We start from the raw sequence: 20,154 nt of genomic DNA on the forward strand, positions 1-20,154 counted from the left end.
TCAAACGCTCGGGAGAAGATAGCCTGGGAGGTTCCGTTACGAACCATAATATTGCAGCCCTCGGATCTCGAGCCATGTTTTACATCCTCTTTCTGATCGCCACTGCGACCCGCCTGATGCCGCACCCGCCAAACCTCGTTTGCGTCGGCGCGATCGGCTTGTTCGCAGGGTGTTATTTGCGAGGCCGAACGGCATGGCTGCTGCCGATCGGAGCGATGTTGGCTAGCGATGTCATCGGGCACGTCCTCCGCCTGCCCGGCATGGGCTTCTACAACCCAGCCGTCTTCTGCATGGTCTACGCGGGGATCGCCGCGTCGGCGTTGATCGGCCGAGGACTAGCAAAAAACCGCACAGCAGCCCGGATCGGCGGAGCGGCAGTCGCCAGCTCGATCGTCTTCTTCCTGGCCAGCAACCTTGGCGTTTGGTTCGCCGGCCAATACCCGCCGACCGTCGCAGGGCTGATCGCCTGCTACACGATGGCGATCCCCTTCCTGACAAACACCCTGATTGGGAATCTGCTCTATTCGGCCGTTCTGTTTGGAACGTACGAGTTCTCGCAATCTCAATGGCCAGCGCGACTGACCCGCTTGGTCAGCAAGCAGCCCGCGATGCAACCGGCATTTGCTCGCAAGTCTTGAGCTTCAAATGCCAATATTGAATTAGTCCCTGAGTCGCCGGCGCGATTCGATCGGCCGACGTCCCGGCTTGCATGCTGCAAGTTACGGAAATCGGTCCCGAATCGCCGTTGCAAAACGGCGCAAGATCGGTACACTTAGGGGCCAGAATCAAAACGTGATCGAAATATTTTGATAACAATGGAATCGCTAGTGACGGAGTCAATGCGCTAGCAATTGATTGACGCGGCCGGAGCCTTGGATGGCTGTAGCGACTTGATTCGACCGGTGCCCATCAAGCAAATTCCGCCGTTAAAATTATGTAGGCCCCAATGACAATTACGATAGAACGAAAAGCAGAACTGATCGAAGAGCACAAGCACTCCGCAGGCGACAATGGGTCGTCGGAAGTGCAAATTGCGATTCTCACCGAACGGATCAATGGCCTGACCGACCACATGCGGACGCATAAAAAAGATTATGCCAGCCGCCGTGGCCTGCTGGGTCTGGTCAGCCGACGCCGTCGGCTGCTGGATTATCTACGGAACACCGATCCACAGCGATATATCGAGATCATCGCACGCCTCGGTATCCGAAAGTAACAAGCGACTCGCCTTCTTTTTGCGGTCGCTTCGACGGCCCCAAGGGAAGGGGCCGTCCTGTCGGTGAATATGCGCCAGCAACTGGGCTGGCGCTGTCTTCTCATCGATCCTCTTTGTCCACTCTGTCATTCTTGGCACAGGGTGTGTCGACATACACCGGTCGCCGCTCTCCCGTTCCTCGCACTGCACCCTCGAAGGTTCAGTCCGTCTTTATCCACTCTGTTCGCACGGGAACGCGGCAACATCAGACCGAACATAAAAAGTGAACAGTGAAAATAGAAGTAGTTTGTAGGTTTAACGAGAAGGAAGAGTAGAAAGTGAATAAATTTCGAGTTGAAAAGAAGATTGGCAAGAACACGCTGATCCTAGAATCGGGGCAATTGGCAAAACAAGCTGCGGGCTGCGTAACCATCCAATACGGCGAAACCGTCGTCTTGACCGCTGCGGCTACTAGCGCACCGCGACCCGGCTTGGACTTCTTCCCACTGACATGCGATTATCGCGAGCGGATGGCTGCGGCCGGTAAGTTCCCAGGCGGTTTCCTCAAGCGTGAGGGACGCCCGACCATGAAAGAGACCCTGACCGCGCGATTGACCGATCGCCCGATCCGCCCACTGTGGCCAAAGGGCTACAAGGAAGAGGTTCAAGTCCAATCGTTTGTCCTCAGCAGCGACGGCCAAAACGATGGCGACGTGCTGGCGATGAACGGTGCAGGTTGCGCACTGTTGATCAGCCCACTGCCATTCCAAGGCCCCGTCGCTTCGGTTCGCGTTGGCAAGATCGACGGCGAATTGGTCGCCTTCCCAACCGTTGACGACCTCGACGAAAGCGAATTGGACCTGATCGTCAGCGGCACCCAAGACGCCGTCACGATGATCGAAGGCTTCGCTCAAGAGATGCCCGAAGACGAGATGGTCGACGCGATCCTCTTCGCTCACGGCGTAATCCGCGAGATCATCGCACTGCAACAAGAACTCTACGATCTGGTCAAGCCAGAGAAGATCGAATACACGCCGCCAGAAGACGACGGCCTGTTCGATCGCCTGAAGAGCGCTTATTACCAAGAGTTCAAGTCGCTCAAGCAAACCGCTGGCAAGCAAGACCGCGCCGAAGCGTGCAAGGCACTCAAGGAACGCGCTAAAGCTGAGATCATCCCCGATCCAAACGCTGAAGGCGCTGTCTGCCCGAACCGCTTCTCGCACGAATGGCACGAACTCGATTCGCTGATCGTCCGCGAACTGATCCTCGCCGGCACTCGCCCCGACGGCCGCGACCATGCCAGCCTGCGTCCGATCTACTGCGAAACCGACCTGCTGCCACGCACCCACGGTTCTTCGCTGTTCCAACGCGGTGAAACTCAAGCGCTGATCACCGTCACCTTGGGAACCAAGCGCGACGAACAACGCGTCGACGGACTGCACGACGAATTCAGCAAGAAATTCATGCTGGATTACAACTTCCCATCGTTCTCGGTCGGCGAATGCCGCCCGATCCGTGGCCCAGGACGTCGCGAAATCGGACACGGTGCTTTGGCTGAACGCAGCATCGCACCAGTACTGCCCGATGCGGACACCTTCCCCTACACGATCCGCGTGATCAGCGACATCCTGGAAAGCAACGGATCGAGCTCGATGGCTTCGGTTTGTGGTGCTACTCTGGGCCTGATGGCGGCTGGTGTACCAATCACCAACCCCGTCGCTGGCATCTCGGTCGGCCTGGTCAAAGAGAACGACAAGTGGGTCCTGATCACCGACATCCTGGGCGACGAAGATCACTTCGGCGACATGGACTTCAAGATCTCGGGAACACAAAACGGTATCACCGGCATCCAACTGGATCTGAAGATCTGGGGCATCAGCGAAGACATCATTCGCGCCACCCTGAAGCAATCGCGCGAAGCTCGCATCGAGATCCTTCGCAAGATGCTGACCACGATCTCGCGTCCTCGCCGCGAGATCGCTGCAACCGCACCACGCCTGCTGCGCACGAAGATCGAACCAGCGAAGATCGGCATGCTGATCGGCCCTGGCGGCAAGAACATCCGCGGTATCCAAGAATCGACCGGAACCGTGGTCGAAGTCGACGACGACGGCAACGTATTGGTCGCCAGCGACAACCTGGAATCGGCTCAAGAAGCGATGAAGTTGATCGAAGCTTGCACCGCAACCGTTCAGATCGGCAAGATCTACGACGGTACGGTCAGCAGCATCAAGGACTTCGGGGCGTTTGTTGAAATCCTGCCCGGACGCGACGGCCTGGTTCACATCAGCGAACTGTCCAGCGGATTCATCAGCGCGATCGACAGCGTCGTCAAGGTTGGTGATCCGATGAAGGTCTTGGTCATCGACATCGACGAGCACGACCGCGTCAAGCTGAGCCGTCGTCAAGCGATCGACGAACTGGGCATCGAAGACGAAATGGCTTCGGCAGTCGAAGAAGGCGGAGAAGACCGTGGCGGCAGCCGCGACGGTGGCGACGACGATCGCCCTCGCTCGCGTGGACGTCGCAGCGGCGGCGGTGGTGGCGGCGGACGCGGACGCGGCCCACGTCGCGACTAAGCTCTCCTCAAGCTTTCAATCCTGAAAGCTGAAGAGCCTAACAGCCAAAGAACCTAAAATTTGCAAACCGTCGCCTGGATTCAGGCGACGGTTTTTTCGTTGGATTCACCAACCGCATCGCACACCAACACGAAACACCGACTCCAACAGCACTCGGCACGGAACCAGGGGACCGGTCATCGCGACGGTCAAAAAGCCCCAAACCAACAACAACCTTCACTCTCGCGACAACAGCAACAACTCTGGTCGCAGACGAAACTCAACCATTGCGGACCCTCATCGCTGCGGTTTGTGCCGACACAAAACAACGCCAGCGACCAGCCTGCATTGCCAACCGAAACGTCCCATCTTCAACCAACCGTCGCCAACGGGCTCGCTCTGCAGACGGCCGCGAGCGCGACAGCTGTAGCCCCACCGAAATCGCCCCCTTATGATAGAGACATTCACGGCGACGCTTCGAGCCGAACCGTCGCATGCAAAAGACAAAAACCCTTCCTCTACTGAAACCACATCACTACACCCGAAAGGTATCAACCGATGGCAATCGTGCTGCATGAAGATTTCGACACCGGGCTACTGGAAGTTAAAGTCAGCGACAAACTGAGCAAAGAAGACTACGAGCATTTCGAACCGGCGGTCGAACGCCTGATCGAATCGTGCGGCAAAATCAAAATCCTGCTCGAGATGCACGACTTCCACGGCTGGGAGATGGGAGCCGTCTGGGAAGACATCAAGTTTGCGACCAAACACTGCCGCGACATCGAAAAGATCGCGATGGTCGGCGAAACCAAATGGGAAAAATGGATGTCGGCGATCTGCAAGCCGTTTACCATGTCGACGATCAAATATTTTGACGCCGGCCAGGACCAAGAAGCCCGCCAATGGCTGGCATAAGCGGCGCCAGCAACGCGAACTGAAAGCGATGCCGTCGTTCAACCTATCGATGACTGAAGCGACAACCAGCATCGATCGACGGCAAATAGAGAAAACCGCCAAGCAAAACTAGCTTGGCGGGGGAGGTTGGACCAAGCACAAACAGAGCCCTGCAGCGGCAGACTTCGCCCGCTAGGCAGGTGCACATACAACCAAACATCACTCACACAACCGACCCGAAACCAATCAGACCAAGCTGCGAGCCGCTAAACCGCCACGCACAGTGCTTCGACAACCCGAAAGCACACTTCAGCTATCCGGCAATTCGTCATAGGCGACACTAAAAACCTCCGGTGCGTAGTACGTCTTTGGCGACACTCCACTCAGCTCTTTAAGGATCCCAGCGTCTGCCAACCTTTCCATGTCCGATTTTGCTGTTGGATAGGAAATGCCCAGCAACTCCGGCACATCTGACACCCGGATAAAAGGAGACCTGAAAATTTCCTCCATGATTGTGTACAACCGAACATTCCCGCCGACCTTATTGAGCCGGCCGTTGAAGTCCTCACGGATCGCCAACAGTCGCTCACATCGCGTAATCGTAGCTTTCGCTTGAGCTACTGTCGCATGCAAGCAAAACTCAACCCAAGCCGACCACTTAGCCTGAGTACTGACCTGGAAAAGCCTGTCAATGTACTCGTCGCGATGCTGCTCAAAGAACTCGCTTAGATAGAGCCAAGGCTTCGTCATCGCACACTTCTGCTGCATCATGATCGCAAGCAGCAGGCGGCCAATTCGCCCATTCCCATCGTTAAAAGGGTGAATTGTTTCAAACTGATAATGCATCAGGAAGCAGTTCACCAAGGGATCGTAGCGAGAATCTTCTACATGAAAGTAGCTTTCCATTTCGTACAAGCACCCCATAACGCTCTCGGGTGGCGGTGGAACAAACCTCCTGGAGCCTCCTATGGCAACTTGACAGTTTCGAAAATTCCCTGGATTCTTGTCGCGACCACGCACACCACCAAGCAAGATTCGATGCATATCTCTCAGTAGACGCAGGCACAGCGGGCGACTGTCGTTCACTCCCAAATGCAGGGCACGGCGATAATTAAAAACTTCCCGGTGATCGTTCCTAGGATCCCGGTCAGACGTCGGCACCCGTGGCTCCAATTCAAACAACAGCAACTCCTGAGGCGTCGCGTACGTTCCCTCAAGCCGCGACGAGCGAATCGCCTCCCGATCTTCAAGCGGTCGCAAGAGAATGCCAGGGTTAGGGAGAACCCTGCCGATCCCCTCCAATATGCCAATCTGGCTCTTCGCTTCGGCAAGAAGCGGCCAAAGCCGCCCCGGAAACTCCCACCCCGGCGGGAGCGAGTCGGGCACAAATGCGATTTCGTTGCCTGCAATCGAAACGATCGCTCCGGGACTGACTTCCGAAAACAGCGATTTCTTCACGATTCACCAAGCTCAAATGGCCTCGATTAAAAAAAACACCCCTAAATTTTAATCGAGGCGAGGCGTATTAAAAAGCCAGCGGCAGCACGAACAAGCCCCTCCCTTGCCATCGCCGCAGTCGCGATGCTCCCAGACTGCCGCCCTCGATCGAAAGCAGGACGCGACTCCGAATGCGACCACCCCCTTCCGCTGTCTGCCTGGCGGCAAGCACCTCAGCTGACCACCGCGTCCGAACTACCGCCCCGCAACTGACAACCGAACAACTTCGGGCAAGCGACCGCAATCCTGCTCTGCTGACAGCAAGAGGCTCCAAAATCAAGCACGACAGGGCCAAAAGCGGCCAACCACAGCCCCCTCTCTCGGCTACAATGCCACACCCCCGCGGAAATACGAACAGGGAAAAGCGAGACACCCTAAATCGCGGCTGACTTGCACCATCGAAACAGCTCAGGCGAAATCGGCATGAAGTTGAGATTCAGGCGAAGCATCAAACCCCCCTTCGGTCGGTTCACGGTGACGAATCGCAACATCACCCAATCGTTCAGAACCCCCATCGGAACTTTCAGCAATCCACTATTCAGTAGTTCACGATCACGGAAAGGAACAGCAAACGGCGGATCGAGCCTGGGATGCCTCGGGGGCTTGGCAGTCTGCCTGTTTGCTGCGTGCTGTGGTTTCTGGGGACTCCTGGAGTTCATTTCGCCGGCGGCAACAAGCCGGACCAACAACGCTCCAGCCACAAGCATCGAAGTGGTTGATTCAGATGCGGCGAAGGAGGCAACCAGCACAGCACGGAACCTAACGCCAGCACCTGCCGAGTCGCCCGACGCAACTGATGCGTTGCAAACTCCTACCGCAACCAGCGCTCAAGAATCACCACCAAGCACCATCGCATCAACAGTTCCCGATAAGCCAAAACAGTCACGCCTACCACGACCTCGATTGCGAACCTGGACCACGAAGGGCGGCAGCAACACTGTCAACGCAACGCTTACAAACTTCAACGAAACTCATGTACAACTGCTGCGTGCGGACAACGGGACCCGCGTCGCAGTCCCGATAAACCTGCTGTGTCTAGCAGACCAGCAATACGTTGATGCCATCTCCGCTCCACCTCACAGTGAAAATGCCATCTTACATGTCGGGACCGTGCACAGGGTGAAGGACGGCGATACTGTAGATTTCCACTCAGTCAATGGAGAGCAATTTACTCTCAGACTAGAAGGAGTCGACGCTCCGGAATCGACCCAGCAATTCGGCCCTGAAGCAACTCGCTGGCTGACAAACCATGTTGACGGAAAGCTTTTGCGAGCCGAAGTCACAGGCCAAGACAGGTACGGCCGGGCGTTAGGAAACCTGTACATAAGCAAGGACTGGGTGAACGAATCTCTCGTCAGCGCCGGATACGCATGGCACTACGTCGAATACAACAAAGACATCAGGCTTGCCAACGCACAAAACGCTGCCAGGGGGCTTGCGAAAGGCCTGTGGCGGGACGCCAAGCGAGTCACCCCCTGGGACTACCGCAACGGGCAACGAATAGCGACCGCACTCCCAGCCAATGTTCCAAGCACGCGAGAAAATGAAGTAACAGTTTTCGTTACTGACACCGGAACAAAGTACCACCGCGCAGGCTGTCGCCACCTTCGCAAAAGCAAATACGCAATGCCATTGAGTCGCGCTCGATCTGCTTATGAACCATGTCGCGTCTGCCACTAAAAAGGCCAACCACAACGACAATCACCGCCAGGCCCCCCCTTGGCATGACGCCAGAACGCGGCCAGCGCTTTGTTGACGGCGGTTTCGTCTACCGTTAATGACTCGGGCTGGCGATCGCGACTGGGATACTCACCGACCAGCCGATCGCATTCGCGGCGGCTGACAGCGGTTCCATGGGGCCCCACACAATGATCGCGGCCACGGACGTTGACGATGGCTTGCCCGCTCGATTTATGCTTACGGTATTTGGGCAGCGATTTAGACAGTCGAGGCGTGTGCTTCGTCTCCTGATTCTCCCAAAACGGTATGTACCGTCTTGGGTCCTTAGGAAAACGTCGCACGGACAGAAGGTCCGGTATCGTTTTGAGTAACGATTCGACTGGTTTTTATGAAGTGGTCGGGGGCGGGATCGAACCGCCGACACATGGATTTTCAATCCATTGCTCTACCAACTGAGCTACCCGACCTTGTCGCAAAGGTGAGAAGGGATTTTGATTCCAACTGCACATTGTGTCAATCGGTCCCCCGGGGGCAAATGTTCTCGAAAGTCGAAGAAATAGACAGTTTTTCCGACAGGATGGTTTGGTGGGGCAAATTTATTGCTTCGCGGTGGGATGGATGTTCGCGTTGATTGATGCCATGTTTTATACTGCAACCTAGGAGATTCCCCGTTCTGTGGCTCACAAGATTCCGCAGCCGGCGAAATTCCAGACGTTTTCCAACTTATGAATGGGCCGATCGGCCCGTCGGCTCTATTTTTTTGCCCATAAACGGATCGGCCCCCGATTCTGGTCGGCTCGCGGCCCACCACCCCATGACTCTCGCGATCGATCGCCGTCGTCGCCTGTTCCGTCACCCAAATATCCCCAGTCATCATCCATGTCGGTCGCAGACCCTTCGTCTCATTCCAAGGAACACCCGCAGCGGTCGCTGAGGATTTCGCAGTTCGACCAGGTCAGTTCGATGCTGATGGCGCTGCTGGTCTTCGTCGGCTTCTTCGTCTTCTTCATGTTCATGATCTGGTTGCTGGATCGGTTGAACTTTAGGACCGGCGAAGTGGTTGTGGCGATCGTCGAAGAGGCGGCTGGCCGCGGCGAAAACGCCGAGGGATTCGAACGCGATTTCGAACCACCCGGAGAGGAAGAGGTCTCCGAGCTGACCGAACCCACGCTGACCGACACCCTGCAAGCGGTCACCGATGCTGTCAGTTCGGTCGCGGCGTCACTCGATTCGATGAACACCGACGCATCGGCTTCGACGACCGGATCGGGGCAGGGAGACAGTCGCCCGCCGGGTCCCGAGGGGGAGGGAGAAGACATTATCCCGCGATTTGAGCGGTGGAACCTGAAGTTCCAAGCGAAATCGATGGTGGCGTATGCCGAACAACTCGACTTCTACCAGATCGAACTCGGCGCGATCGGCGGCTCGACCGAGGGCGTCGACTACGCCTCGAACCTCGCCAAATCGCCTAAGAAGAAGCACAACCCCGACACCTCGACTGAAAAACGGCTCTACTTTCGCTTCACGCAAGCCGGCCCGCTGGAACGCTGGGACAAGTCGCTGCTAGGCAAAGCGGGAGTTGGCGTGGGAGCGGGGCGGCACGTGCTGAAGTTCATCCCGCCGAACCTCGAGAACATCCTGGCCCACACGGAATTGGAATACGCCAAGGAGAAGGGCTACCAGAGCGTGACGCAGATCGCCAAAACGATCTTCGAATCGCAACCCGGTGGCGATGGGCATCACTTTGTCGTGATCGAACAACGCTACCGGAAACCGAAGTGACGCACCTGCAACCGCTACCTGGCCGGCTATAATTTAAGGAATCGAATTCCCACGCCCCCACGTCGGCTTGCCACGAGTTCGTGGGTGAATATGCTCGTATGAATACGGGTTTCCCCGAGACCTCCAGCCTCCACTACTCTTCAACCTTGGAACGTCTCCATCGATTCGACGCAGCGGCATCGTTCGCTTGTTTGAATCAAAATCCCGTCGAATTTAGCAAACGCTCCAAAGAAATTTTCCTCGATTCGAGACCACGCCTCTATGTCTGCGATGCTGCTGGCCAAAGCCGACGTTTACACAATGATCGCCAACTCCATTTACTTCGCCTTGGCGGCCGTCGCCTTGTGGGGTATCTACTGCGTGGTGATCGTATGGACACGCGTGGCGGCAAAGCGTTTTAAGTCCGAAGACATACAAAACGATTACCTCGACGACATGGCGGAGCCGCTGGAAGCGGGCGACTTTGAAGCCGTGCTGGAGCTTGTCGAAGGGGACGCTCGAGCGATCCCGCAGATGGTCGAACTGGCCGTCGAAAATCGCGAACTCGGTTACCAAAAAGTCAAAGCGTTGGTGATCGAACGCTTCCAACGCGACGTGATCGCCGACCTCGAACACCGGCTCAGCTGGATCTCGACGGTGATCAAAAGCGCGCCGATGATCGGGCTGTTCGGAACGGTATTCGGCATGATGGGAGCGTTTAAAACGCTGGCGACCGCCGAATCGGTCGACCCCACGATGCTCGCCGCCGACATTAACGTCGCGCTGCGAACGACGGCTTGCGGGCTGGCGATCGCCGTTCCGTTGATCATCGCGACGGCCAGCGTGAACATCCGGATCAGCAAGATGGAAGATCTGGTCGGGGCGGGGCTGAATCGCTTTTTCGAAGCGTTCCGATCCGGGCTCTCGCGACCTCGCTAATCGCCTTCGGCTAGCAAACCTTTTCCATCCCGTCCCCGTTCGAGTAACCGACCATGTCCACAGCGGCCCCGATCGACGAAATCGACGACGACCCGCCGATCATGACCTCCACGCGGTCCGATGATGACGAGATGGACATCACGCCGATGATCGACATCACCTTCCTGCTGCTGATCTTCTTCGTCGTCTGTTCCAAGATGGATCCATCGCAGACAACCAACCTGCCGCTGGCCGATAATGGGCTCGCAGTTTCGGCAAAAGATTCGGCAGTGGTTAAAATGAAACGGGGAACCGGCGAGACGGCTGAATTGCAATCCAACGATGGCGTCACCTTCTCCAACGATCCCGAAGCACAACTCGAAGCGATCACCCGCTACATCACCCGCGAACGCGAATCGGGCAAGGCGAAGATCATGCTGATGTGCGAGAAGGATGTCCGGAGCGGCGAGGTGACGCGCGTGCAGAAAATGCTCGGCGACGCTTTCCCCGAAGTGGAACAAACGTATATCGCGGTCAAAGAGGAATAGGGATCTGATTTGATGAGCATGACCTGCCCGCGGTGCGGTGCCCAAACGCAAGGCGTCCGTTGCGAAAGCTGTGGTGCCGATCTGCCCACCGCCGACGCGATCCCCGTCGCTTCAGAGCCCTCGGCGGCTGAACCGATCGAAATCGAAGCGACCGACGACGGCAGCGATGCCGCGGAGGCCGAGACCGTCGAAGCCGCCGCCGCCGAACCGGCGGCGACAGAAGCTCACGCCTCGGTCGAGACCACCGCGACCGCTCACCATCACGGACACGCGATGGCCGAAGCTGTCAACGCGACAAACTTTGGCATCGAAGAAGAGGTTGCTCCCGACGATCTGCAGATGAAGGGCAAGATCCGCGACGATTCGGAACTGGATATGACGCCGATGGTCGACGTGACCTTCCTGCTGCTGATCTTCTTCATGGTCACCGCGTCGTTCAGTCTGCAAAAGTCGATCACGATGCCGCGAGAACAGAGCGAAGCGCCTAGCACCAACCAACAGGACGAACCCGAAGAGGAGATCGATCTGGTGACCGTCCAGATCGACGAATTTAATTCGTTCACCGTGTTGGCTGCCGACTGGGAGCGCGAGGTTCCCGGTAAACAAAATTTGATCCGGGCGTTGAAAGAAGCAAAACCCGAATCCGAAGCTCGATTGAAGATCGAGGTTCACGAAGACGCCGTGATCGAAGCGGTCGTCGATGCGATGGACGCTGGAGCGGAAGTCGGTTTTTCCGAGATCCAGAAATCTGAGGTAAAAGGATAGTTGATGTCACAGTCTGTGCTCGCACGCGAATTGATCGCCCTGATTGAACGCCGTGGTCTGTTGGACCAAGAGATCGTCGATGCTCTAAACCAACAGATGGAAGAGGGTGGCGCGCGGGTGACTCCCGAAGCGGTTGCAAAACTGCTGGTCGATAACGGACACCTGACCCGATACCAAGCGACCAAATTGATCGGCGAATTGCGATCCGAACAATATCAAGAGGAAACCGAAGCCGTCGAGGCGGTGGAAGTTGCCGAAGAGCCCGAATTGCTGCTCGACGATGAAACCGATGCGGCGATGGCGATCGAAGCCATCGAGGTCGAACCGGTCGAAGTCGAACCGATCCAGGCGGACATTGTCGACGCTCAGATCGTCGACGCCGAAACGGTGGAAGCCGAACCGATCTCGGGGGACGAAGCGACCGACAAACCGAAGCGTTCGGCCAGCGGCACCCGCCGCACGGCAAAACGCAAGTCGACCGAGCCTGAAAAAAGCGTCTGGGATTCGTTCAAAATCTACGGCGTCGCCGGCGCGATCCTGGCCTGCTTGCCGCTGGGTTGGTTCTTCTGGAACTACATCAACAAGGGCAACGCTGCCGAATACATGGAGCGAGCCAACGGGCTGTACGCTCAGGAAAATTACACCGGCGCGAAACAGACCTACCAGGATTTCCTCGACAACTTTGGCGAAGAGACCGAAGACTCTTCGAAAGCTCGCGTCCGGATCGCGATGTCGCAGCTGTACCAAACGCTGCAGAACACGACCGATCCCGAAAAGTTCCTAACAACAGCGACTACCCTGCTGCCAACGGTCATCAATGAAGAAGCGCTCGGCGAAAACCGAGCCGACTTGGCGGGGCTGTTGGTCGAGGTGGCGGAGAAGTTTGTCAAGCAAGCCGACAAGACAGTCGACGCCAACGAAAAAGAAAAGATCATCGGCCAGTTGGATCAACAGATGGAATTGATCGCCGAGCCGAGCTACGTTTCCAGCGAACTGCGCGAGAGCTTGGGCAAGCGTTTAGCGATCATCCAAGAGGATCGGCTGCGAGTCACCCGCGACATCAGCCGCGACCGCAAACTGGCTGATACCGTCGCCGCGATGAAGAAGGCGTTGGAGGCGAAGGACACCAAGACGGCTTACGCGGCGCGGAAACAGATCATCCGCGAATACCCACGTCTGCACGACGAATCGCAGATGACCGCGTTGATCGCCGAAGCCAGCAAGCTGCAACAGGAACTTGTCAAAACTGGCGTCGCCGAACTGAAGGTATCGACCGACGAACTGGAGACCAAGATCCGTAAATCGATCGTGCTGGCAAACCAGTCGGGACGGTCACTCAACGAACTGGGCGATCTCGTCTACTTCGTCCGCGTCGGCGGATCGGTACAAGCCCTCAAAGCCTCCAACGGCTCGCTGCTGTGGCGGCGTTTTGTCGGTTACCGCGACGAACATCCACCGACCGCTCTGGGCGAAACACCCGAGGACGGCGTGCTGCTGTCGGACGGTTCGCAATTGGAGGTCCAGCGATTGTCGGGAGCCGATGGCAAGCTGCAATGGCGAGCCGCGATCGGCGAGACCTTCACCCGTCCAATCGTCGCCGACGAAACGATCAACTTCAGCACGCATTCGGGCAAAGTCGTCTCGTTGGACGCCGAAACAGGCAAGACGCAGTGGGTCTCCCAGATCCCACAAGCCCTGGAAGTCAGCCCCGGAACCGAAAGCAGAAAGGGTCTGTCGGTCTCTTACGTTCCCGGCGATCACAGCAACCTGTATGTGTTGGATCACCGCAACGGCAACTGCATCGAATCTTATTACGTAGGGCACCAAGAGAAATCGATCCGGGTTCCGCCGACGTACCTGTTAAACCATGTGTTTGTCTTCGAAAACCGGTCGAGCGATTATTGCTTGATGCACGTGTTGCAAACTGACAAGCGAGGCCATGAACTCAAACAAGCCCAAACCAGTTTCCGCTTAACCGGCAACGTCTTGGTCGCGCCGCAGATCGAAGGCCGACGCTTGATCGTCGTCACCAACCTCGGCCAGATCTCGGTATTCGAAGTCGAACCAACCGCAGAGACGAACAAGGTCAGCAAGGTTGCCGAACAGGTTCCTTCGTACAGCGAACCGACGCTCACGCAGATGACGATCGATCGATCGCAGATGTGGGTCACCGGCAGCCAGATCATGCGTTTCGATCTGCAGATCAACACGGGCCGCGTGATTCCGGGCGAAGTGAAATATGCCGGCGATGTCTTCTCGGCTCAACCGAAACTGATCGGCAACGCACTGATTCACGCTCGCGTTGTCAGCGGCACCAAAGGGATCCGCGTGACCGCGGTTGAGCCCAAGACGATGGAGGTCTTCTGGCAAACCGACCTCGGTGTCCCCACGGCGTTTGTTGCTAAAAACGGATCGACGCTGCACGCCGCGACTTCGCAGGGAGCACTCTACGAGATCGACTCCGCCTCGATCGCTTCGGGAGCGACCAAGAAGCCGGTGGAGAATCCGGGCGGCCAGGGACACGGGATCCAATTTGTTTCGCCGATTTCGTTTGGCGAGAACACCAAGATCATGGTTAACCAAACCAAGCCCGACCAGATCGCTGTCTACGATCCGTCGCGCGAGAAACAAAAGCTGCGGCTGGTCAAACTGGCGCTCCCCGACGGCCGTCCCACCGCCGATCCACTGGTCGTCGGCAGAGGACTGTTGATGCCGCAGGACAGCGGCCGGATTGCGATGATGGACTGGCAGAGCGGTCGGATGCTTTCCAACCCGTTCCAACCATCGCTGAAGCCCGACGAAAAGGTGACCTGGACGACGATGGCCGCGCTGCCAAGCGATCCCGAACAGGTGATCTTTGGCGACAACCGCAAGAAGCTGTATCGCGTGCGAGCTGGCGACCAGATCCGCCAACTTTCCGACAACGATGTCGAACGGCCACTGTTGGGCCCGCTGACCATTGTCGGCGACCAGGTGCTGGCGATCGCATCGGGCCCATCGGCCGACATGCTGCTGACCTTTGATTCCAACAGTCTCAAAGCCGGCACCGAATTGCTGCTGGAAGGACGTGTCACTTGGGGCCCAAAAACGATCGATTCGGTCGCTTTGGTCGCCACCGATAACCAGAAACTAACAGCCTTCGATTCGACGGGCAAAGCTGTTTGGCAGGTCGATCTGCCCGCGGGCAAACCGGTTGGAGATCCGTTGCCGGCCGATGGGTCGCTGCTGCTTGCCGGCGAACAAGGCTGGGTCCTGCGGATCGATCCGAGCAACGGCCAACTGCAGGGAAAAACCGATATCGGGCAACCGCTTTCGGGCACGCCGCTTGTGTTTGGCAGCGTTATCGTCGTCCCGGGAGCCGAGGGAATCGTGTTCGCTATCGATCCTCCGGCCAACGTAAACTGAGCTGACCGTCGTGGCCAATCGGGCCGTGCAACGCTTCGCTAAAATCATGGACTTGAAATTTAATACGATGCCAATCCCAAGCCTGATAGACTCACGAAACCGCTTCGCCTCGGCGTGGGTTTTGTGTCTGTGCGTCGCGATGTGGTTTGGCAGCAGTCCCGTCGCGAAGGCTCAAAACGATGCGCAAGGTCCCGTTCCAACCGGAATGGAACTGTTGGATGTCGAACCGTTTGATATCGTTCGGTTCACCGAGAAAGCTGGCGGCGGCGCCGTCCGTACGATCCCCTTCAACTTCCCCAACCGCAAGTTGCCGATCAACCCCAAGGGGAAATTGATCATGAACCTTGTTGGGCTGGAGGGGACCAAATACGAAGCCGATTGGAAGGACATCGAAACGATCGAGCTTTGGGAAAAGCGGCTGCAAGCCGAAGTCCAAAAGATGATCGGCGAAAAACGCTTCGACGATGCCTATCCGCTGCTGGCGATCCTGTTGCGCGATTACCCGCAGATCGAAGGACTCGACCAACTGCGCACCGACTACATGTATCGCAACGCCGCCGATTCGCTCAAACGCGGCGAATATAAGCACACCCTGGCGATGCTCGAATCGCTCCGCCAACACAACCCGACGTTTAACACCGCGATCGTGCTGCGGGTGATCGGAGCGGTGACCGACAAACTGATCCAAGAACTTGTCGATGGCGGACAACTGGAATACGCCCAGAAGCTGCACGCGCGACTCGAGAGCGATTACCCCGACGGCGAGATCTCCTCGATTCCCAAGTGGGCCGACGTCTTCTTGAAGATGGCGACCGAAAAGCGTGAAGCCGCTCTGGCGGCTCGCAAGAAAGGCGACATGCGAGCGGCGCGAGCGTTGTCGCGGGAAAGCTATGCGATCTGGCCGCGGATCGAAGGGGGCAAGGAGTTGATCGCGCAGATCGACGCGGAATACCCGTTGGTGAACGTCGGCGTTTTGCAAACCGCAACCGTCTTCGACCCGACGCGGATCGACAACTGGTCGGCTCGCCGCGCGGGACGCTTGCTGTACCGAACGCTCTTCGAAATCAGCGGCGCTGGCCCCGAGGGAGGCGAATACGATTTCCTGTTTGGCGATCTCGAGATCAGCGACGACCGCAAGGAACTGTATTTCGACATCGACCTGAACGAACTGCCGCCGTCGTTGGCAACCGCCAATTCGTTTAACGTCTCCGAACTGTTGATGAATCGCGCTCGCCCCGACCACCCCGACTATTCGGCTCCCTGGGCGGCGTTGTTAGACCGCATCGAAATCCCCACGCTGACCAAGATCACCGCATATCTGAACCGTCCCCATGTCGTCCCGCACGCCTTGCTGCAGCGGAAGATCGAAGGGGGCGTCTTCGAAGGCAAACCGGGAGCCCCGACCGGTTCGTACCGCTTCGACCTTCAAAAAGATGGAATCACTCGCTACATCTACACCGGCACGGACTTGAAGGAACACCAACCGCGTGAGGTTGTCGAAATCGAACTCGCCGATTCGGGCGATGCCGTCTCCGGCCTGCTTCGTGGCGAACTCGATGTCGTCGACCAACTGTTCCCCGCCGACGCGGATCGGCTGCGACAGGATCCCCGCGTCAGCGTGAACAATTACCCGCTGCCATCGGTCCACATGTTGGTTCCCTGTTCCGATCACCACTTCCTAGCCGACCGCACCTTCCGCCGAGCGCTGCTGTATGGCATCGATCGCGAGACGATTCTCAGCGGGGAACTGCTGGCCAACAAATCGGTGCAGGGCTGCCAAGTTCTCTCGGGACCGTTCCCCGCCGGGATCGAACTAAACGACCCGTTGGCCTACGCCTACGACGAGACGATTTTGCCGCGTCCCTACGAACCGCGATTGGGCACGCTGTTGATCACGATGGCCCAACAGCAGGCTGCGGCGCTGGCAAAACGGAACAAAGAGGAGCCGCCGGAACTGAAGCCGATCCGAATCGGATATCCCGCCACCGACATCGCCAACGTCGCCTGCGAAGCGATCAAAACGCAGTTGTCACTGCTGAGCGGATTGGAAGTCGAAACGATCAAACTGCCACCAGGGCAAACCTGGCCCGAACCGGGCCAATGCGACCTCGTCTACGTGATGGCAAGCGTCTGGGAACCGGTCGCCGATGCCCGCCGCATCGTCGGCCCCGATGGGCTGGCCAAATCCGACAGCCAGTTGGTCGGGATGGGGTTGCGGATGTTGGAAATGTCGAAAAACTGGAAGGATGTCCGCGACGGCCTCCGCGAACTGCATCGCATCTCGCACCACGAACTCCCCGTCCTGCCGCTGTGGCAGCTCGTCGATTCGTATGCGTTTCGCAAAGACATCCGCGGCGTCGGCCGCAGCAACGTCACGCTGTATCAATCGCTGGATAATTGGCGACTCTCCTCGAGCACAAAATAACGCATGCGATCTTTCGTCAACGGTATCGTCCGAATCTCCTGCCTGCCTTGGCTGGCCCTGCTCGCCTGTGCAGCTCGCGGGGACAATCCGCTTCCCTGGGATTTCAAGCCCTACAATGTGGTCGTCTGGATCGTCGCCGACGACCGGACCGCGATCGACATCCCCGACTTGATTCACAGCCTCGACGAATCGTTTTATAAGTCGCCCGGTGCCGCCTGGAGCCCGGTGGTCGAAGAACCGCCAGCCGAGATCCGTTCGATCCTCTATCGCAACTACGAAACGCTGGAATACGACGATATCGCAGCCCGCGATTACGTCCTGGCGATGAAGCGGAACCACCTGTTTTCGTCGTCGGTCCGCTCGATCGCAACCGCCGCCGACAAGCTGGAATCGATCCCCGGCGATCCCGTCGCGATCGAGACGATGAGCCGAGCGTCTGCCGAAATCCCCAAAGCCAACTGGAACCGGTTCCTCGATTCGTTAACGTTCAAAACGCCCGAGCGTCTAGTGATCGCCGGGGCCGCGCAAGACGGATCCGATGTCGAAATCTATTTCGATCAAACCTTCATCGCTCGCTTGAAAAACGCTTTGGATGAAGGGGCCCCACGGCTCCGCAGCGCCGTCGAAAAGTACAAGGAATCGCTGCCAACCGCCTCGCCTACCGAAGCCCAACGGATCAACAAGATCATCGCCGAGAGCGAGGCTTGGGCGGCGATCAGCGACACGACGACGCTCACCGAAGACCAGCAACTGATCCTCAAGCTCAGCGAGACGCAAGAGCTGACAATCCCAACCGATATCATCCTGCAACCGATTCGCGCAGCGCTGGAACAACGGCAACCATGGGCTGAATTTGTTCAGCAATGGAAGATCGATGAAGACGACAACCTGCACATGCGGCTGCCCGGCACGCAGACGTTCCTGCCGTTGCCCAACCGCGTTTTCAAGGACTTCTACCTGAAGACAGCTCGGCCCGATGGGATCAAAACGCCCGACGGGGCCGTTGGCATCGACAAGCAGGACGAATTCATCAACCAACAGGTTCTGATCGACCAACTGCGCGAGATGATCGTCGAAGGAAACGGTTGGACCAAGTTTGGGACGCGTCTTTCCGCTCAACCCGAAGGCGTGCTGTATCTCGAATCGCAGTGGTCGGTCGGCGAGGAGGAAGAGGTCTACGAGGCGGCTCGCAAGGCCAAGAAGAAGATGGTCAACGACGACCTGATGGACGCGATGATCCTACCCCGCGGGATCGCGTTGAATTTGCAGCCGCAAGCAAAAATCATCGACCCGAAAATCCCCGGCGCCGTCGCGCCAAAGATCGAGAACCCCGACAAAGTCTTTATCGTTCGGATCGAAACCGCCGCATCCCCGATGTCGATCTCGGTCCGCGAACTCGATTGCCCGATGCGGTTCATGGGCCCGATCGTCACCGCGTCGGCGATCGACCAACGCACGCTGGCCGATGCGGTCGCTCGGGCGACGCTGAAGTCGTTCGCGCCGATCGTTCGACTCGATAACGTCGGCAAAAAGAACGCTTCGGGCCGCGTCCGCGCTGGCGGCCTGCTGATGATCGAAAACGCCGAAGGCGAACTGGTGCTAGACGAGTCGTCGCCCGCGGCGATCAAGCCGGGCGATCTGCTGCAACCGATGATTCGCCGAATCGATCGCTTCGGCAACCCGTCGCTGCTGGAGATCGTCGACTTCGCATATCTCAAGGCGGCCGAACTCGATAAGGCCAAGATCGAACTCGATGCCTACGCTGGCCGCGTCGGCACACTGCAGGGTCGATCCGATCGCAGGACGATGCGAACCGCGATGAAGATCCGTCCGTTTTTGGACGAAACCATCGTCCGCTTGCACGCTCAAGGTGAGCCGGACGTGCCGCTGATCGGATACGACATCTTCAGCAAAGAACTCGATTCACGCGAGATGGAGCTTGTCGGACGGACCGACTGGGACGGCCGGATCTGGATCAAAAAGACCGACCAACCGCTGATGCTGCTGTACGTCAAGAACGGCCGTTCAGTGCTGGCGAAACTGCCCGTGGTGCCCGGACAATCGGAGATGGAAGTTGCGGACATCCGCGGCGACGACACGCGTCTGCGAGCCGAGGCCTACCTGAAGGGTGTCGAGAATCAGATCGTCGACCTCGTCGCGATCCGGACCCTGTTGGCCGCACGAATCCGCATCAAGCTGGAGAAAGGGGACCTGGAATCGGCGCGGGAACTATTCCGAGCTCTCAAGGAACAACCAAGCTATACGCTGATCGCCGACGACATGGACTTTCAATCGACGGTCATCCAAACCGAGAGCAAGTCGCAGAACGCGGCGATCCGCCGGATGTTTGGCCGCACCCGCGAACTGCTGAAAGAACACATCTCCGACGCCCTGATCAACTCGCTGCAACGCGATCTGATCGCCGTCGAAAAGGGCGAACCGATGCCGAGTAAAGCAAACGCCGAAGCGGAAACCAATTAGCTCTCCGCGCCGCCGGCGACAACTTCT

The 20,154-nt window shown here is 57.7% G+C and carries 13 protein-coding genes and 1 tRNA gene; 12 read left to right on the top strand and 2 right to left on the bottom strand.

What is annotated here, in order from left to right:
• The first annotated feature begins 74 nt into the window (after positions 1-74).
• The 4 genes from CA51_RS23825 to CA51_RS23840 all read left to right on the top strand — a co-directional run bounded on the left by CA51_RS23825 (position 75) and on the right by CA51_RS23840 (position 4,668).
• Entirely contained in the window at positions 75-638 is a 564-nt protein-coding gene (locus CA51_RS23825) for a DUF6580 family putative transport protein (protein WP_145123629.1), read from the top strand.
• A gap of 308 nt (positions 639-946) precedes the next feature.
• Positions 947-1,216 carry a 30S ribosomal protein S15 gene (gene rpsO, locus CA51_RS23830; RefSeq protein WP_145123630.1) on the top strand — a complete coding sequence of 90 codons (270 nt, stop codon included), beginning with the start codon at positions 947-949 and terminating at the stop codon, positions 1,214-1,216.
• 317 nt (positions 1,217-1,533) lie between these two features.
• Positions 1,534-3,774 carry a polyribonucleotide nucleotidyltransferase gene (locus CA51_RS23835; protein WP_145123631.1) on the top strand — a complete coding sequence of 747 codons (2,241 nt, stop codon included), beginning with the start codon at positions 1,534-1,536 and terminating at the stop codon, positions 3,772-3,774.
• Between the two features lie 537 nt (positions 3,775-4,311).
• Complete coding sequence (locus CA51_RS23840; RefSeq protein WP_145123632.1) at positions 4,312-4,668, top strand: SpoIIAA family protein; 357 nt, start codon at positions 4,312-4,314, stop codon at positions 4,666-4,668.
• Positions 4,669-4,956: 288 nt separating this feature from the next.
• On the opposite strand, the gene CA51_RS23845 is transcribed toward CA51_RS23840, so the two are convergent.
• The gene (locus CA51_RS23845; RefSeq protein WP_197451431.1) at positions 4,957-6,105 is read right to left on the bottom strand and encodes a Fic family protein; all 1,149 of its coding nucleotides are present in this window, start codon (positions 6,103-6,105) and stop codon (positions 4,957-4,959) included.
• A gap of 513 nt (positions 6,106-6,618) precedes the next feature.
• Between CA51_RS23845 and CA51_RS23850 the strand changes: the two genes are divergently transcribed.
• Positions 6,619-7,824, top strand: coding sequence for a thermonuclease family protein (locus CA51_RS23850; RefSeq protein WP_197451432.1), 1,206 nt, complete (start codon positions 6,619-6,621; stop codon positions 7,822-7,824).
• A 394-nt stretch (positions 7,825-8,218) separates the two neighbouring features.
• Here CA51_RS23850 and CA51_RS23855 read toward each other — a convergent pair.
• A tRNA-Phe gene (locus tag CA51_RS23855) sits at positions 8,219-8,291 on the bottom strand.
• 412 nt (positions 8,292-8,703) lie between these two features.
• Here CA51_RS23855 and CA51_RS23860 point away from each other — a divergent pair.
• The 7 genes from CA51_RS23860 to CA51_RS23890 all read left to right on the top strand — a co-directional run bounded on the left by CA51_RS23860 (position 8,704) and on the right by CA51_RS23890 (position 20,127).
• Positions 8,704-9,606: a hypothetical protein gene (locus CA51_RS23860; protein ID WP_145123635.1), complete on the top strand. Its 903-nt coding sequence runs from the start codon at positions 8,704-8,706 to the stop codon at positions 9,604-9,606.
• 261 nt (positions 9,607-9,867) lie between these two features.
• Positions 9,868-10,524 (top strand): MotA/TolQ/ExbB proton channel family protein, encoded by a 657-nt coding sequence (locus tag CA51_RS23865; protein ID WP_231745868.1) that lies wholly within the window; start codon positions 9,868-9,870, stop codon positions 10,522-10,524.
• A gap of 53 nt (positions 10,525-10,577) precedes the next feature.
• Positions 10,578-11,051, top strand: coding sequence for an ExbD/TolR family protein (locus CA51_RS23870; RefSeq protein WP_145123636.1), 474 nt, complete (start codon positions 10,578-10,580; stop codon positions 11,049-11,051).
• Positions 11,052-11,063: 12 nt separating this feature from the next.
• Positions 11,064-11,816, top strand: coding sequence for a biopolymer transporter ExbD (locus CA51_RS23875; RefSeq protein WP_145123637.1), 753 nt, complete (start codon positions 11,064-11,066; stop codon positions 11,814-11,816).
• A 3-nt stretch (positions 11,817-11,819) separates the two neighbouring features.
• Positions 11,820-15,221 (top strand): outer membrane protein assembly factor BamB family protein, encoded by a 3,402-nt coding sequence (locus tag CA51_RS23880; protein ID WP_145123638.1) that lies wholly within the window; start codon positions 11,820-11,822, stop codon positions 15,219-15,221.
• Positions 15,222-15,288: 67 nt separating this feature from the next.
• Positions 15,289-17,646 carry an ABC transporter substrate-binding protein gene (locus CA51_RS23885; protein ID WP_231745869.1) on the top strand — a complete coding sequence of 786 codons (2,358 nt, stop codon included), beginning with the start codon at positions 15,289-15,291 and terminating at the stop codon, positions 17,644-17,646.
• Positions 17,647-17,649: 3 nt separating this feature from the next.
• A complete protein-coding gene (locus CA51_RS23890; protein WP_145123639.1) occupies positions 17,650-20,127 on the top strand; it encodes a hypothetical protein in 2,478 nt (825 codons plus the stop codon).
• The last annotated feature ends 27 nt before the right edge of the window (positions 20,128-20,154 follow it).

Origin of the sequence: Rosistilla oblonga, assembly GCF_007751715.1 — a bacterium.
Taxonomy (GTDB): domain Bacteria; phylum Planctomycetota; class Planctomycetia; order Pirellulales; family Pirellulaceae; genus Rosistilla; species Rosistilla oblonga.